10 protein-coding genes are annotated in these 15,567 nt (G+C 72.8%); 9 read left to right on the plus strand and 1 reads right to left on the minus strand.

The genetic code is table 11. The annotated features are described in order from the left end of the window. The 8 genes from HHX33_RS34090 to HHX33_RS34125 all read left to right on the plus strand — a co-directional run. Positions 1-3,023: type I polyketide synthase (locus tag HHX33_RS34090; RefSeq protein WP_182878164.1), on the plus strand; the 3,023-nt coding region annotated here is incomplete at its 5' end. A gap of 88 nt (positions 3,024-3,111) precedes the next feature. Further along, positions 3,112-4,047 carry a proline iminopeptidase-family hydrolase gene (locus HHX33_RS34095; RefSeq protein WP_182878165.1) on the plus strand — a complete coding sequence of 312 codons (936 nt, stop codon included), beginning with the start codon at positions 3,112-3,114 and terminating at the stop codon, positions 4,045-4,047. Positions 4,048-4,146: 99 nt separating this feature from the next. Then, the gene (locus tag HHX33_RS34100) at positions 4,147-5,511 is read left to right on the plus strand and encodes a KamA family radical SAM protein (protein WP_182878166.1); all 1,365 of its coding nucleotides are present in this window, start codon (positions 4,147-4,149) and stop codon (positions 5,509-5,511) included. Then, complete coding sequence (locus HHX33_RS34105; protein ID WP_182878167.1) at positions 5,498-6,799, plus strand: pyridoxal phosphate-dependent aminotransferase; 1,302 nt, start codon at positions 5,498-5,500, stop codon at positions 6,797-6,799. Before HHX33_RS34100 ends, HHX33_RS34105 begins: the two co-directional genes overlap by 14 nt. 37 nt (positions 6,800-6,836) lie before the next feature. Then, on the plus strand, positions 6,837-7,136 hold the full coding sequence (locus HHX33_RS34110) for a hypothetical protein (protein WP_182878168.1): 300 nt from the start codon (positions 6,837-6,839) through the stop codon (positions 7,134-7,136). Between the two features lie 2 nt (positions 7,137-7,138). Next, positions 7,139-8,158 (plus strand): ACP S-malonyltransferase, encoded by a 1,020-nt coding sequence (locus HHX33_RS34115; RefSeq protein ID WP_220499458.1) that lies wholly within the window; start codon positions 7,139-7,141, stop codon positions 8,156-8,158. Positions 8,159-8,169: 11 nt separating this feature from the next. Next, positions 8,170-8,421, plus strand: a complete 252-nt coding sequence (locus tag HHX33_RS34120) for a phosphopantetheine-binding protein (RefSeq protein WP_220499459.1) — start codon at positions 8,170-8,172, stop codon at positions 8,419-8,421. Next, positions 8,418-9,932 carry an amino acid adenylation domain-containing protein gene (locus tag HHX33_RS34125; RefSeq protein ID WP_182878169.1) on the plus strand — a complete coding sequence of 505 codons (1,515 nt, stop codon included), beginning with the start codon at positions 8,418-8,420 and terminating at the stop codon, positions 9,930-9,932. The genes HHX33_RS34120 and HHX33_RS34125 overlap by 4 nt, the downstream gene beginning before the upstream one ends. A 252-nt stretch (positions 9,933-10,184) precedes the next feature. Here HHX33_RS34125 and HHX33_RS34130 read toward each other — a convergent pair whose 3' ends face one another. After that, positions 10,185-11,756, minus strand: a complete 1,572-nt coding sequence (locus tag HHX33_RS34130) for an AMP-binding protein (RefSeq protein WP_182878170.1) — start codon at positions 11,754-11,756, stop codon at positions 10,185-10,187. A 191-nt stretch (positions 11,757-11,947) separates the two neighbouring features. On the opposite strand from HHX33_RS34130, the gene HHX33_RS37590 reads away from it, so the two are divergent. Further along, positions 11,948-15,567: type I polyketide synthase (locus HHX33_RS37590; RefSeq protein ID WP_182878171.1), on the plus strand; the 3,620-nt coding region annotated here is incomplete at its 3' end.

Consider the following 15,567-nt stretch of genomic DNA (forward strand, 5'->3'; position numbering starts at 1 on the left):
CGGCCACCACGAACCCGGCCGGTGCGGACCTGAGCCAGTGGCCTCCGGCCCAGGCCGGCGCGGTGGACCTCACCGACGCCTACCAGATCCTGCACGAACGCGGCTACGGCTACGGCCCGGCCTTCCAAGGACTGCGCGCGGCCTGGCGACGCGGCGAGGAACTGTTCGCCGAAGTCGCCCTCCCCGACCACGAACACCAGGACGCCGCACTCTTCGGACTCCACCCCGCACTGCTCGACGCCGCCATGCACGGGCTGAGCTTCGCCGTCCCCGACGAGGCGGACGACGCGGAACGCACGCTGCTGCCGTTCGCCTGGCACGGGGTCGCGCTGCACGCGGTGGGCGCGCGGGCCCTGCGGGTGCGGCTGACCTGGCTCAGCGAGAACACGCTGGCGCTGGACATCGCCGATCCGGCCGGTACGCCGGTCGCCTCGGTCGAGCGCCTGGCGCTGCGGGCGATCTCGCCCGAGCAGCTGGCTGCGAGCCGCCCGGGCGGACTGGAGACGCTGCTGCGCCCGGAATGGAGCGAGCTGCCCGGCACGCAGGCCGAACCGGCCACCCACGCCTGGGTGGCGCTCGGTGGCGACGGTCTCGGCCTGGGCATCCCTGTCCTGGAAGACGTCGCCGCGCTGGCCGGCCTTCCGGAGGCGCCGGAGGTGGCGATCTTCCGCTGCCCCGCCCAGGACACCGGCGACGTCCTGGCCGACGTCCGCGGCGCGGCGGACGCCGTGCTGGCCGTGGTGCGGGACTGGCTCGCCGACGAGGGGCTCGTCGACTCCCGGCTGGTCGTGGTGACCTCCGACGCCGCCCCCGCCTCACCTGCCGCGCTGACCGTCGACCCGCGACTGGCACCGGTCTGGGGCGTGCTGCGGGCTGCGCAGGCGGAGAACCCGGGCCGGTTCACCATCCTCGACCTGGACGGCAGTGAGACTCCCGCGGTGGTGGCGCAGGCGGTCGCGTCGCGGGAGCCCGAGGTGATCGTGCGGAACGGCGTGGCCGGCGTGCCCCGGCTGGTGCCCGTCCCGCCGCCGGCCGAAGCGCCGGAGTCGCCGTGGCGTCCGGACCGCACCGTGCTCGTCACGGGAGGCACGGGCGGGCTCGGCAGCCTCGTCGCGCGGCATCTCGTGGTGCGGCACGGCGTACGGCACCTGCTGCTCACCAGCCGCAGCGGCCTGGCCGCCGCGGGCGCCCCCGAACTGGTGGCCGAGCTGTCCGGGCACGGCGCGACGGTCACCGTCGCGGCCTGCGACGTCTCCGACCGCGACCAGCTGGCCCGGCTGCTCGCGGCCGTGCCCGCCGAGCACCCGCTCGGCGGCGTGGTGCACGTGGCCGGGATCGGCGACAACGGCCTGGTCGCCACGATGACGCCGGAGCGGCTGGACGGCGTGCTGCGGCCCAAGGCCGACGCCGCCTGGCACCTGCACGAGCTGACCCGTGACCTGGACCTGACGGCGTTCGCGCTGTTCTCCTCGGCCGGTGGCCAGGTGCTCGCCGCCGGTCAGGCCAGCTACGCGGCGGCCAACGTGTTCCTGGACGCCCTCGCGGTCCACCGGCACGCGAGCGGCCTGCCGGCCACCGCGATGGCGTTCGGCCTCTGGGACGTGGACACCGGGCTGAGCCAGTGGCTCAGCGACACCGACCTGCACCGGCTGCGCCGCCAGGGCCTGCCGCCGCTGACCGCCGACGAGGGCCTGGCGCTGTTCGACGCGGCGCTGGCGTCGCCGTACCCGGCGCTCACGCCGCTGAGCCTCGACCGCGCCGCGCTCCGCTCCCGTCCCGGCGAGCCGCCGGCGCTGCTGCGCGGCCTCGCCGGTACGGGGCGGCGCCGGGCGAGCGTCGGCCAGGCCGACCCGGGCGCGTTCCGCGACCGGCTGGCCGGTCTCGGCGAGCCGGAGCGGAAGGCCGCGCTGGAGGAACTGGTGCGGGGCGTCGCCGCCGTGCTGCTCGGCCACGCCGGGGCGGCCGACGTCGACCTCGACAAGGACTTCCTGGAGTCCGGGTTCGACTCGCTGTCGGCCATGGAACTGCGCAACGGCCTCAACGCGGCCACCGGCCTGCGGCTGCCGCCGATGGTGGTGTTCGACAGCAAGACGCCGCGGGAGCTGGCGGCGTACCTGCACGACGAGATGGCGGTCACGCCGGCCGGCGCCCCCGCGGCGGGGGCGGCCGCCACGCCGACGGCGGGGGAGCGGGCGCCCGACACGCTGAGCGCCCTGTTCCGCGCGGCGATCACCGACAACCAGGTGGCGGGGGCGTTCGACCTGCTGCGCGCGGTGTCCAACCTGCGGCCGAAGTTCACCACCCCGGCGGACCTCGGCGGGCCGATCCCGGCGGTGCAACTCGCCGACGGCCCGGCGCGGCCGCGGCTGATCTGCCTGTCGACGCCGATGGTCACCGGCGGCGTGCACCAGCACGCCCGGCTCGTACGGCACCTCACCCCGCGGCACGTCTCGGCCATCCCGACGCCGGGATTCGCGGCCGGTGACAGCCTGCCCGCGACGCCGGAGGCGGGCGTGCTCGCGCTGGCCGAGGCGGTCATCGCGGCGGCGGAGGGCGAGCCGTTCGTGCTGCTCGGCTACTCCTCCGGCGGCACCCTCGCCCACGCGGCCGCCGCGTGCCTGGAGCAGCGGTACGGGATCTCGCCCAGCGGCCTGGTCCTTCTCGACACCTTCAAGCTGCACGAGGGCGCCGGGCAGGCGATCCCGATGCAGCAGCTCGCGGCCGGCCTGTTCGACGTCGAGGAGATGTTCGGCGGCTTCGACAGCGCCCGGCTCTCCGGCATGGGCTGCTGGTTCGACATGCTGCCCGACCTCGACATCGGCACGGTGTCCGCGCCGGTGCTGTTCGCGCAGTGCACCGAGTCGTTCCTCGGCACCGAGCCCGCGGACGGGTGGCAGGCCACGTCGTGGGACGCGGCGCACACCGTGCGGCAGGTGCAGGCGAACCACTTCACCATGATCGACGAGCGCGCGCACGTCACGGCGCGGGTCGTCGACGAATGGCTGCAGTCCATTTCCAGCTGATCCGAGTCCTGATCGATTTCGAGTTTTAGCCGATTTCCAGATTTCGGGTTCCGGCTGATCCAAGCTCTGGCTGATTCGAGGAATAACCATGGCTCTCGCGCCGAACGCGAAGGGCACCGTGCCCTTCGGTGAATACCGGACGTGGTACCGGGTGACCGGCGATCTGCGGGCGGGCGTGCCGCCGCTGGTGGTCGCGCACGGCGGCCCCGGCAGCACCCACGACTACCTGCGCAACATCGCGGACCTCGCCGGGCACGGCCGGCCGGTCGTCCACTACGACCAGCTGGGAAACGGCGGCTCGACCCGCCTGCCCGGCCGGGGCGCCGATTTCTGGACCCCCCAGTTGTTCCTGGACGAACTGGAGAATCTGCTGGGCGCGCTCGGCATCGCCGGCGACTACACGCTGCTCGGCCATTCCTGGGGCGGCGTGCTGGCCGCGCGGCACGCGGCGACGCGGCCCGCCGGCCTGCGCGGCCTGATCATCGCGAACTCCCCGGCGTCGTACCCCCTGTGGCTGGGCGAACTGGCCGTGCTGCGCCGCGCGCTCCCCCCGGAGGTCGCGGAGACGCTCACCCGGCACGAGGAGGCCGGCACCACCGACAGCGCGGAGTACGTGCGGGCCGTCAAGGTCTTCAACGACCGGCACGTCTGCCGTCTCGACCCGCTGCCCAGGGACTTCATCGCCTCCCTGATGGAGATCCACAACGACCCCGCCGTCTACTACACGATGAACGGGCCGAGTGAGTTCCACGTCAACGGCACGCTGCGCGACTACTCCGTGGTCGACTGCTGCCCCGACATCGCCGTGCCCACGCTGCTCATCTCCGGCAGGCACGACGAGGTGACTCCGGCCGCCGTCCAGCCGTTCGCCGATCTCATTCCCGACGTCCGCTGGCAGATTTTCGAGGATTCCAGCCACCTGCCGCATCTGGAGGAGCCGGAGCGTTTCCTGCGGGTCGTCCGGGAGTTCCTGGAGAACATCCCGGACCGCGGTGCGACGCCCGTGCGGGTGGGCGAATTCTAAGGGCCTGCACGAGTATTTAGGGGTATACCGGGTGACCGAATTCAATTTATCGTCAATTGCTCGCAACAAGCAGACTCAGAAGATCGGAGGAACTTCGGCATGACGCTGCTTGCTGGCAGTTCCTTGGAGGTCGGGCGATTCCGCGCCTACGGCCCTCGTCATATTGATGAGATCGGTGACCGGTACGGGCTGTCCGAGGACGCCCGCGAGGCGATCCGGCTGATCTCGCTCGTGCTGCCGTTCCGGGTCAACGACTACGTCCTGTCCCAGTTGATCGACTGGTCCCGCGTCCCCGACGACCCGATCTACCGGCTGGTGTTCCCGCAGCACGGGATGCTGTCGGACGAGCAGGAGCGGATCCTGTCCGTGCTGAGCGCCACCGGCGACCGGAGCCGCCTCCAGGAGGCCGTCCGGACCATCCGCGCGGACCTCAACCCGCATCCGTCCGGGCAGAAAGAGCTGAACGTGCCCACCCTGGGCGACGAGCCGATCCCCGGCCTTCAGCACAAGTACCGCGAGACGGTCCTGTACTTCCCGAGCCAGGGCCAGACCTGCCACGCGTACTGCACCTACTGCTTCCGCTGGGCGCAGTTCGTCGGCGACGCCGATCTCCGCTTCGCCGCGCCGAACCCCGACCAGCTGATCGCCTACCTCGGCCGGCACCCCGACGTCTCGGACGTGCTGATCACCGGCGGCGACCCGATGATCATGACGACGGAGCGGCTGCGCGGCCACATCGAGCCGCTGCTGGCCGTGGACACCGTGCGTACGATCCGGATCGGCAGCAAGTCGCCCGCCTACTGGCCCTACCGGTACACCACCGATCCCGACGCCGACGACCTGCTGCGGCTGTTCGAGCGGGTGGTGGCCTCCGGCCGGACGCTCGCGCTGATGGCGCACTACAGCCACCCCCGCGAGCTGGAGACCGACGAGGCGCGCGCCGCGCTGGCGAGGGTCCGCGGCACCGGCGCCGTGGTGTACTGCCAGGCCCCGCTCATCAAGTACGTCAACGACGACGTGGACACCTGGGCCCGGCTGTGGCGGCTGCAGTTCGCCGCCGGTGCGGTGCCGTACTACCAGTTCGTCGAGCGGGACACCGGGCCGCACGCCTACTTCCGGGTGCCGCTCGCCCGCTCGGTGGAGATCTTCCACGGGGCGTTCCGCACCCTGCCCGGCCTGGCGCGGACGGTGCGCGGACCGGTCATGTCCGCGACCCCCGGCAAGGTGATCGTGGACGGGGTCGAGGAGACCCCGCAGGGCCGCTACTTCCGGCTGCGGTTCATGCAGGCCCGCCAGCCGTCGCTGGTCGGCCGTCCGTTCCGGGCGCACTACTCGCCGACGGCCGCCTGGCTCACCGAGCTCGAACTCGACCCGGACACCCCCGACGACATCATGACCGCCATCGACGGCGGGGCGGCCCGGATCGGGCGGTGGACGAGGGAGGCGGCCCATGTCCAGTCGTGACGTCTCCCCGAACCTCGCGCTCGACCAGCTCGTCGCCCGGCGCAGAGCCGAGGGCGCCGCCATCGTGCACCTGGGCTTCGGCGAGTCCCGGCTGCCGGTCTTCCGGCCGCTGGTCTCCCGCCTGCTGGAGGGCGCGTCGCGCAACGCGTACGGACCGGTGGCCGGCTCCGCCGACGCCCGCGCGGCGGTGGCCGGTTACTTCACCCGCCGCCGCATACCGACCGACGCCGACCAGACGGTGCTCGCGCCGGGCAGCAAACCACTGCTGATGGCGCTGCAACTGGTGCTCCCCGGGGACGTCCTGCTGGCCAGGCCGTCCTGGGTCACCTACGCGCCGCAGGCGCGGCTGGCCGGCAAGCAGGTGTTCGGGGTGCCGATCCCGGACGAGTGCGGCGGCGTGCCGGAGCCGGAGGCGCTGCGCGAGACCATCCGGTCCGCGCGCGCGTCGGGGCACAACCCCCGCATCCTGATCCTCACCACGCCGGACAACCCGACCGGCACGGTCGCCTCGCCGGCCCTCGTCCGGGAGCTGTGCGAGATCGCGGAGAGCGAGGACCTGCTGATCCTCTCCGACGAGATCTACCGCGACATCGTGCACGACCCCTGGCGCCCGGTGCTGAGCCCGGCGGAGGTCGTGCCGGACCGGACGATCGTGCTGACCGGCCTGAGCAAGAGCATCGCGCTCGGCGGCTGGCGGATCGGCGCCGCCCGGTTCCCGTCCGGCCCGTGGGGCGAGCGGATCCGCGACGAGGTGCTCGCGGTCGCCAGCGAGATCTGGTCGACCCTGGCCGGCCCGATGCAGGCCGTGGCGGAGTACGTGTTCGCGGAACCGCCCGAGGTGGTGCGCCGCATCGCCGCGGACACCCGCCTGCACGGCATCGTGGCGAACGCCGTCCACGAGATCATGGTCGGCGCGGGCGCGCTGTGCCGGCCGCCGACCGGCGGTTTCTACGTCTACCCCGACTTCGAACCGCTGCGCGAGAGGCTCGACTGGCACGGCGTCACCGACTCGGCGTCCCTGCAGCGGGTGCTGCTCGACGACTTCGGGGTGGCGGTGCTCGGCGGCCACCACCTCGGCGACGACCCCGGCGCGCTGCGCTTCCGCGCGGCGACCAGCATGCTCTACGGCCAGACCGCCGAACAGCGCGAGGCCGCGCTCTACGCCGAACGGCCCCTTTCCCTGCCGCATATCCGCGACGAACTCGACCTGCTCGAGGAGAAATTGTCGGTGTTCGTCTCGTCTGGGGTTACTAAGGGTGCCGCCGTGTTCCCCGCCGGTGTACGTTGAAATTCGAATCAGCCGCTAATCGATTGTGAGGAATGCCATGCCTGTCGACGGCAAGTGGGCGGTCGAAATGCAGAGCCCCATGGGCAAGCAGACCCTTTTCTTCGACCTGAAGTCGAACGGGGAGGAACTGGTAGGCGCGCTTACCGGAACCGACGAGCCCAACCCCGAGCTGCTGGAGGGCAAGGTCACCGGCAACGCCGTCACCTGGAAGCTCAAGGTGACCAAGCCCATGCCGATCAAGCTGAAGTTCACCGCCACGATCAACGACAGCACCCTGCACGGTCAGGTCAAGCCGGGCATGTTCCCCGGTTTCCCGATCACGGGCCGTCGCCTCTGAGCATGGACAGCGCCATCGTTTTTCCCGGCATGGGGCCGTGCGACTTCGCGACCGTGGCCAGGTTCATGCTGGTCAACCCGGTCGCGAGGCGGCTGGTGGCGGTCGCCGGCGACGTGCTGGGATATGACCTCTTCGAGCGCTACCGCGAGACGAGCGGCGACTACTCCGAATACGCGCAGGTCGCCTTCTTCGTCAACTGCGTGGCGCTCGCGACGTGGGCGCGAGAGGAGTTCGGCGTCGAGCCGGGCCTGTGCGCCGGAGCGAGTTTCGGCGGCAAGGCCGCCGCCGTCCACTCCGGCGCGCTCGGCTTCGCCGACGGAGTGCGGCTCACCGCCGAACTGGTGCGGTACGAGACCGAGTACTTCGCGGCCGAGCACCCCGACGTGGTGACGCAGTCGTTCGTCCGGGTGCCCGGCGAGCGGCTGGCCGAACTGCTCGCCGAGATGGACGAACGCGGCGAGTGGTACGAGATCTCCTGCCAGGTCGACGACGACTTCCACATGCTGTCCGTGCACCGTGACGTGCTCGACGGCCTGCGGAGCCGGCTGCGGGCGCATGGCGGGCTTCCGCTGTACGTCATGGACCCGCCCCTGCACTGCCGCGCCTTCGGCGGCCTGCGGGACAGGGTGGAGGCCGAACTGTTCCCCACGCTCACGTTCACGGACCCGGCGATTCCGGTCGTCGCGGACCAGGACGGCTCGCTGCGGGACACCGCGGCCGGCGTCCGGGACATCCTGCTGGACGGGATCGTCCGCCCGGTCCGCTGGCCCGCCGTCGTCGGGACACTGCGGGAGCGGGGCGTCGGGAAACTGTACGTCTCCGGACCCGACCAGCTCTGGGGCCGGGTGGGCGTCACCACCCGCAACTTCGAGGTCGTCGCGCTCGACCCGCGCTGGGCCACGCGCCCGCGCCGGCGGGACCGCGCCGCCCAGGAGCACCGCACGGCCCAGCTGCACCGCGCCGCCCAGGAGCGCGGCGCCGCGCAAGAGAACCTCGCCCGAGCCGGGGCGAGCCTTTCCTAGAAGACCACCCCGTGGAGAGAGTCATCATGTGGGACGAGCGATTCGAGACCATACTCCGCAAACACCTGCCGTTCCTGCCGGACGGGGCCCAGCTCACGGAGGGCAGCGACCTGCGTGACCTCGGCCTCGACTCGCTGAGCATGGTCGACCTGCTCGCGTCGCTGGAGAGCACCTACCAGGTCCGCTTCCGCGACGACATGCTCAGCCTCGGCAACTTCGCCACTCCGGGCGCGCTCTGGGCGACGCTCAGCAGCGTGACATGACCGGCGTGACCGACGACCACGCGCTGTACGCCCGGTTCCTGCGCGGGCTCGCGCTGGCACCCGATCGCCCGGCCGTCAGGGACGGCGATCGGGTGCTCACCTACGCGGAGCTCCACGAGCACGCGCTCCGCCTGGCGGGCGCGCTGCTCGACGTCGTGGGCGCGCGGCCGAAGGCGGTCGGCGTGCTGGCCGGCAAGTCCGTGGAGAGCTACGCCGGCATCCTCGCCGGTCTCTACTCCGGTGCCGCGGTCGCGCCGCTGCACCCGGACTTCCCGGTCGAGCGGACCCGGCGCATGCTGACGGCCGCGGACGTCTCCGTGGTGCTCGGCGACGCCCACGGGCGGCGGGTGCTCGACGAGATCGCCGCGTCGGGCACGGACATCCCGGTGATCGGCCTCGACCGGCCGGCCGCCGGCACGGCGCTCGACGCCCCCCTTCCGGTGGCGCCGACCGACATCGCGTACCTGCTGTTCACCTCCGGATCGACGGGCCGGCCGAAGGGTGTGCCGATCACGCACGCCAGCACCGCCCACTACTTCCGGCTGATGGACGAGCGCTACGACTTCGGCCCGGACGACGTGTTCTCGCAGACGTTCGACCTGAACTTCGACTGCGCGATGTTCGACATGTTCTGCGCGTGGGGCGCGGGCGCGAGCGTGCACCCGGTGCCGGCCACCGCCTACCTCGACCTGCCGGCCTTCCTGGCGGAACGGCGGATGACCGTCTGGTTCTCCACGCCGAGCGGCATCGTCCTGGTCCGCAAGCGAGGCGGTCTCACGCCCGGCTCGATGCCGACGCTCCGCTGGAGCCTGTTCGCGGGCGAGGCGCTGCGCGGGGACGACGCCGCGGACTGGCAGGCCGCCGCCCCCGGGTCGACCCTGGAGAACATCTACGGTCCCACCGAGCTGACCATCACCGTCACCGGGCACCGCTGGTCGCCGGAGACCTCGCCGGGGCTGTGCGTCAACGGCCTGGCGCCGATCGGCACGGTGCACGAGGGCCACGACTGGCTGCTGCGCACCGCGGACGGCGAGCACAGCGACACCGAGGGCGAGCTGTGCATCACCGGCCCGCAGCTGACCTCCGGATATCTGGACCCGGACGACAACGAGGGCCGGTTCCTGCACCACGACGGCCGCGGCTGGTACCGCACCGGAGACCGTGTGCGGGTCCTGCCGAACGGCGAACTGGTCTATCTGGGACGGCTGGACTCGCAGGTGCAGGTCCAGGGCTGGCGGGTGGAGCTCGCCGAGATCGAGCACGCCCTGCGCTCCTGCCCCGGCGTCCAGGACGCCGTCGCGGTGACCCGTACGGTCGAGGGCACCACCGAGCTGGTGACCTTCTACACCGGCGTGCCCACCCAGCAGGCCGAACTGGCCGGCCGGCTGCGCCGGGTGCTGCCGTCCGGCCTGCTGCCGCGGGAGTACCGGCACGTCGAGGACTTCCCGCTGAACTCCAACCGGAAGGTCGACCGGGCCCGGCTCGCCCGGGAGGCCGCCGCGATCGACTGAAGCACCGACTGAAGCACCGATTCGTCCGAAGCACCCTCCCGAGGGCACGGCCCTCCCCGGTGGTCCCACCCCACCCCCAGCCACCGGGGAGGGCCGTGGCATGCCCGCACCCATGTGTCCGTGCTCGTGTCTCCGCGCCGCCGGGCCAGCCGTGCAGCTTCCGTACGGCGAACCCGTACGACGAAAAGGGCGACCGGCCCTCGCGTCAGGCGCCTGACGCGAGGACCGGTCGCGGCTCGTGGCCCGGGCGGCTCACCCGTGCTGGGCGGCCAGCGCCAGGCGGTCCACCTTCCCGTTGGGCGTGAGGGGCAGCTCGCGCAGCTGCACGATGCGCTGCGGAGCCATGTAGTCGGGCAGTGTGGCCAGGCAGAACGCCTCCAGGTCGCGGTGTTCCAGCGCGGGCGCGCCGGGCTCCAGCACGACGAAGGCGGCGAGCACCGGGTCTCCCTCCGGCCGCGGCAGCATCGTCGCCGCGGCCCCGGCGATCCCGGGGAACTCGAGGATCCGCCGCTCCACCTCGCCGAGCTCGACCCGGTTGCCCCGGATCTTCACCTGCGAGTCGGCCCGGCCGCAGAAGTACAGCTCGCCGGACTCGCCGAGATAGGCGAGGTCGCCCGTACGGAACACCGGCTGGCCGGAGCGCGGGTTGAGAGGGTCGGGCACGAGCGCCCTCGCGGTCGCCTCGGGGTCGTCCCAGTAGCCGCTGAACAGGGCGGCGCTGCGCAGGTAGAGCTCGCCGACGACGCCGGGCGTGTTGATCGGGTTGCCCGACTCGCCGATCAGCATCAGGTCGGCGCCCTGGTGCGCGCGGCCGATGGAGAGGCGCTTCTGGTCGGGCGGGAGGGGGTTGGGCACGTCGGTCAGGGAGGCGGCGATCGACTCCGTGCTGCCGAAGCAGTTCACGATCCGTACGCCGGGCAGCAGCTCCTGGATCCGCCGCAGCTCGGGAAGCGGGAAGTTCTCCCCAGAGTACAGGATGCCGGTGATCCGGGTGAGCTCCGCCAGGGCGCCGGCCTCGTGCCGCAGCACCGGCCGCCAGATCGACGGCACCCCGTTGACCTGCGTGACCTGCGCGTCGCGCAGGAACCCGACGAACCGCCTGGGCCAGCGGAGCAGGTCACGCGGCACCGGCACGACGGCGGCGCCGCTGCCGAGGGCGAGCGCGATGTCGAGCAGCGAGAAGTCGAACTGGAACGGCGACGTGGACGCCACCCGCCCGCCGGGGCCGACGATCTCGTGGGCCAGCATCCCGCGGAAGAAGGCGAGCGCCGCCCGGTGGCTCATCACCACCCCCTTCGGCCGGCCGGTGCTGCCCGACGTGAAGATCATGTACGCCGGGTCCGACGGGATCGGCGTGCGCCACTCGGCCCGGCGGCCCCGGGGGGCGGAGTCGATCCACACCCCGTCGGGGCCGAACACCCCGGTCCCGACCTCCGGCGGCACCTCGACCTCCGGCCGGCCGGCGGCGCGCAGGTAGAGCGCGGGCTCGGCCGACTGGACGATGGACAGCCGCCGGGCCTGCGGGGTCTCGCTGCTCACCGGGATGTAGGTGACGCCCCGCGCCGAACAGGCCAGGAACATCGCGATTCCGGCCGCGGTGGTGTCCGACTCCAGCACGACCCGGTCGCCGACGTCGAGGCCGGCCGCGTCGAGCCCGGCGGCGTACTCCTCCACCCGGCGCAGCAGGCCCTCGTACGTGATGACGTCGAATTCGCCGTCGCCGCGCGACTGTATGACGGCTGGACTGTCCGGCGTCCATTCCGCCCATTGCAATAAGAATTCGTGCAGCAGATCGTTACCCAGACGGATCCGGTGCAGAGACATATGGCCATGGATCACTATTTTTTGATAACACTCCACCGCGACTTCCGGCAACGGCGGGCGGCGCCGCCGCGGGCGAAGTCAGGGGGCGATAGGGGTTATTGGGCGGGTGATTCCCTGTCTTAGGGTTTGCGTAGATCGTGGGTGAGATGTGTCTGCCTTTTCAGGCACCTATATTTCGGCAGAGGTACGCCATGTCTGAGTCTGGGTTCGACGGGTCGTGGGCAGCGCGCATACCGGACGGAGGAGCGGCGCTGGCCGCCCGCCTGACCGGTCTGCCGCTCGCCGAGCAAAACCGCGTGCTGCTCGATCTGGTGTGCACGCAGACGGCCGCCGTGCTGCGGAAGTTCCGGCCCGACGACCCGGCCGAGGTCTCGCCCCGCCGGGCGTTCCGGGATCTCGGTCTCGACTCGATCGCCCTGGTCGAACTGCAGAGCCTGCTCAACGCCGTGACCGGGCTCGCGCTGGGGGTGAGCGCCGCCTTCGACCATCCGACACCGGCGTCCCTCGCCGCCTTCCTCCGTACGGAACTGCTCGGGGACACCGGCCCTGAGACCGGCCCGGAGCCGGTCGCCGGCGAGAGGCAGGCCGTCGACGAGCCGATCGCCATCGTCGGCATCGGCTGCCGCCTGCCCGGCGGGGTCGACTCGCCCGAGGGGCTGTGGCGCCTGGTCGACGACGGCCGGCACGTTCTCACCGACTTCCCCGACGACCGCGGCTGGGACCTGGAGCGATTGTTCGACCCCGACCCGGACCAGCCCGGCACCACCTACCTGCGGCGCGGCGGCTTCCTGCCGGAGGCGACGCTCTTCGACGCGGACTTCTTCGGCATCAGCCCGCGCGAGGCGCAGACCATGGACCCGCAGCAGCGGCTCGTGCTGGAGACCGCCTGGGAGGCGATCGAGCGCGCCGGCATCGACCCGGCCTCGCTCGCGGGCAGCCGGTCCGGCGTCTACATCGGGGTCGAGCCCCAGGAGTACGGCCCCCGCATCGCCGACGCGCCCGACGGGCTCGACGGCTACCTGATCACCGGCAACGCGACCAGCGTGGTGGCCGGCCGGGTGGCGTACACGCTCGGGCTGCTCGGACCGGCGCTCGCGATCGACACCGCCTGCTCGGGCTCGCTCGTCGCGGTGCACGTCGCGGCGCAGGCCCTGCGCAGCGGCGAGTGCGGCCTCGCGCTGGTGGGCGGCGTGGCCGTGCTGAGCAGCCCCGGGGTGTTCACCGCGTTCAGCAGGCTGCGCGGTCTCGCGCCGGACGGGATCTGCAAGCCGTTCGCCGAGGCCGCCGACGGCACCGGTTTCTCCGAGGGCGCGGCGGTGCTGGTCCTGGAGCGGCTGTCGGACGCGCGCCGCAACGGCCACACCGTGCACGCGGTCCTGCGCGGGTCGGCGATCAACCAGGACGGCGCGTCCAACGGCCTGACCGCGCCGAGCGGCCGCGCCCAGCGCCTGGTGATCCGGCAGGCGCTCGCCGACGCGGGGCTCGCGGCGTCCGACGTGGACGTGGTCGAGGCGCACGGCACCGGCACCACGCTCGGCGACCCCATCGAGGCGCAGGCGATCATCGACACGTACGGCCAGGGCCGCGAGCAGGACGACCCGCTGTGGCTGGGATCGGTGAAGTCGAACATCGGCCACACCCAGGCGGCGGCCGGCGTCGTCGGCCTGATCAAGATGGTGCTGGCCATGCGGCACGGGGTGCTGCCGAAGACCCTGCACGTCGACCAGCCGTCGTCGGCCGTGAACTGGTCGGCGGGCCGGGTGTCGCTGCTGACCGAGCCCGTGCCCTGGCAGGAGAACGGACGGCCGCGACGGGCGGGAATATCGGCCTTCGGCGTCAGCGGCACCAACGCCCACGTGATCATCGAGGAGCCGCCGTCGGACGCCGCCGCCGCCTCCACGCCGCAGGCGGGCGACGCCTCCGGTGCCGGGACGCGGCCGGTGGACGGCGCTGCGGCGCCCTCGGCACCGTCCGGGGACACGGCGACGGCGCCCGAAGAGACGGCGCCCGAAGAGACGGTGCCGGACCTGACGACGGCGCCGTGCCTGGTTCCGGTGTCGGCCCGGGGAGACGACGCGCTGCGGGCCCAGGCGGCCCGGCTGCACGACCTGCTCGCGGCCGACGACACCGTGACGCCCGCCGACGCCGGATACTCCCTGGTGACCACCCGTACGGCGTTCCCGGACCGGGCGGTCGTCCTGGCCACCGGCCGGGACGAGTGCCTGCGCGGGCTGCGCGCCCTGTCCCAGGGCGAGAGCGGCCCGGACGTGGTCAGGGGGAGCGTCACCGGCGGCGCGCTGGCGTTCCTGTTCACCGGCCAGGGCAGCCAGCGCCTGGACATGGGCCGCGAGCTGTGCGGGACGTATCCCGTCTTCGCCGCCGCTCTCGACGACGCCGCCGGATATCTGGACCTCCAGCTCGACCGCCCGCTCCTGGACGTGCTGTTCGCCGAGCCCGGCACCCCCGAGGCCGATCTCCTCCACCAGACGGCTTACGCGCAGCCGGCCTTGTTCGCTCTGCAGGTCGCCGCCTACCGGCTGCTGGAGTCGTGGGGGGTGCGGCCGGACTACGTCGCCGGGCACTCGATCGGGGAGCTGGCCGCCGCGCACGTGGCCGGGGTGCTGTCGCTCGAGGACGCGGCCACGCTGGTCGCCGCGCGCGGCCGCCTGATGCAGGCCCTCCCGGCCGACGGCGCGATGGTCGCCATCCAGGCCGCCGAGGACGAGGTGACGCCGCTGCTCACCGGCCGCGCCGGAATCGCGGCGGTCAACGGCCCCCGGTCGGTCGTCGTGTCGGGCGACGAGGCGGAGGTGCTGGCCGTCGCGGCCCGCTTCGAGGCCGACGGCCGCAAGACCAGGCGGCTGCGGGTGAGCCACGCCTTCCACTCGCCGCTGATGGAGCCGATGCTCGCCGAGTTCGGGCGGGTGGCCGGGATCCTGAAGTACTCGCCGCCGAGCGTGCCGGTCGTCTCCACGGTGACCGGCGAACTCGCCACCGCCGAGGAGCTGTGCTCGCCGGCCTACTGGGTGCGGCACGTCCGCGACGCCGTGCGGTTCCGCGACGGCGTCGCCGCGCTGCACGCCAGAGGCGTGGACACGTTCGTGGAGATCGGGCCGGACGGCGTGCTCAGCGCGATGGCCCAGGACTGCCTCGCCGACGCTTCCGGCGACCTCGCCTTCGTGCCCGTGCTGCGGCGGGACCGCGGCGAGGTGCGTCAGCTGCTGACCGCGGTCGCCGTCGCCCACACGCGCGGCGCCGCCCTGGAGGGATCGGCGTACGGCCCGGGGGCCCGCCGCGTCGACCTGCCCACGTACGCCTTCCAGGGCAGGCGTTTCTGGATGTCTCCGCAGGAGCCGAACGACGCGCTGGGCCTCGGCCAGGCGCCCGCGGACCACCCGCTCCTCGGCGCCGTGCTGCGCGCCGCCGGAGAGGACCGCGTCGTGCTGACCGGCCGCCTCTCCCTGCGGACCCACCCCTGGCTGGCCGACCACGTGATCTCGGGCCGGGTCCTGCTCCCGGGCACCGCCCTGCTCGAACTGGCCGTGTACGCCGGTGACCAGGCCGGCTGCCCGCAGGTCGAGGACCTGACCCTGCACGCCCCGCTGGTCGTGCCCGACCGCGGCGGAGTGTCGGTCCAGGTCGTCGTGGCCGAACCCGACGACGCCGGTCGGCGGGTGGTCGACGTCTTCTCCCGTCCGGATGGTGATGGGGACGGGGCGTGGGTGCGGCACGCGTCGGGTGTGGTGGGTCCGGTCGTGGGGGTGGCGGGGTTCGATCTGGCGGAGTGGCCGCCTCGGGGGGCCGAGGTGGT

Source organism: Microbispora sp. H10670 (genome assembly GCF_014161385.1).
Classification (GTDB): Bacteria; Actinomycetota; Actinomycetes; order Streptosporangiales; family Streptosporangiaceae; genus Microbispora; species Microbispora triticiradicis.

Coding starts and splice junctions, on each gene's coding strand:
- HHX33_RS34095 (WP_182878165.1), top strand. CDS start 3,112: ATGGCTCTCGCGCCGAACGCGAAGGGCACCGTGCCCTTCGGTGAATAC.
- HHX33_RS34100 (WP_182878166.1), top strand. CDS start 4,147: ATGACGCTGCTTGCTGGCAGTTCCTTGGAGGTCGGGCGATTCCGCGCC.
- HHX33_RS34105 (WP_182878167.1), top strand. CDS start 5,498: ATGTCCAGTCGTGACGTCTCCCCGAACCTCGCGCTCGACCAGCTCGTC.
- HHX33_RS34125 (WP_182878169.1), top strand. CDS start 8,418: ATGACCGGCGTGACCGACGACCACGCGCTGTACGCCCGGTTCCTGCGC.
- HHX33_RS34130 (WP_182878170.1), bottom strand. CDS start 11,756: ATGTCTCTGCACCGGATCCGTCTGGGTAACGATCTGCTGCACGAATTC.
- HHX33_RS34115 (WP_220499458.1), top strand. CDS start 7,139: ATGGACAGCGCCATCGTTTTTCCCGGCATGGGGCCGTGCGACTTCGCG.
- HHX33_RS34110 (WP_182878168.1), top strand. CDS start 6,837: ATGCCTGTCGACGGCAAGTGGGCGGTCGAAATGCAGAGCCCCATGGGC.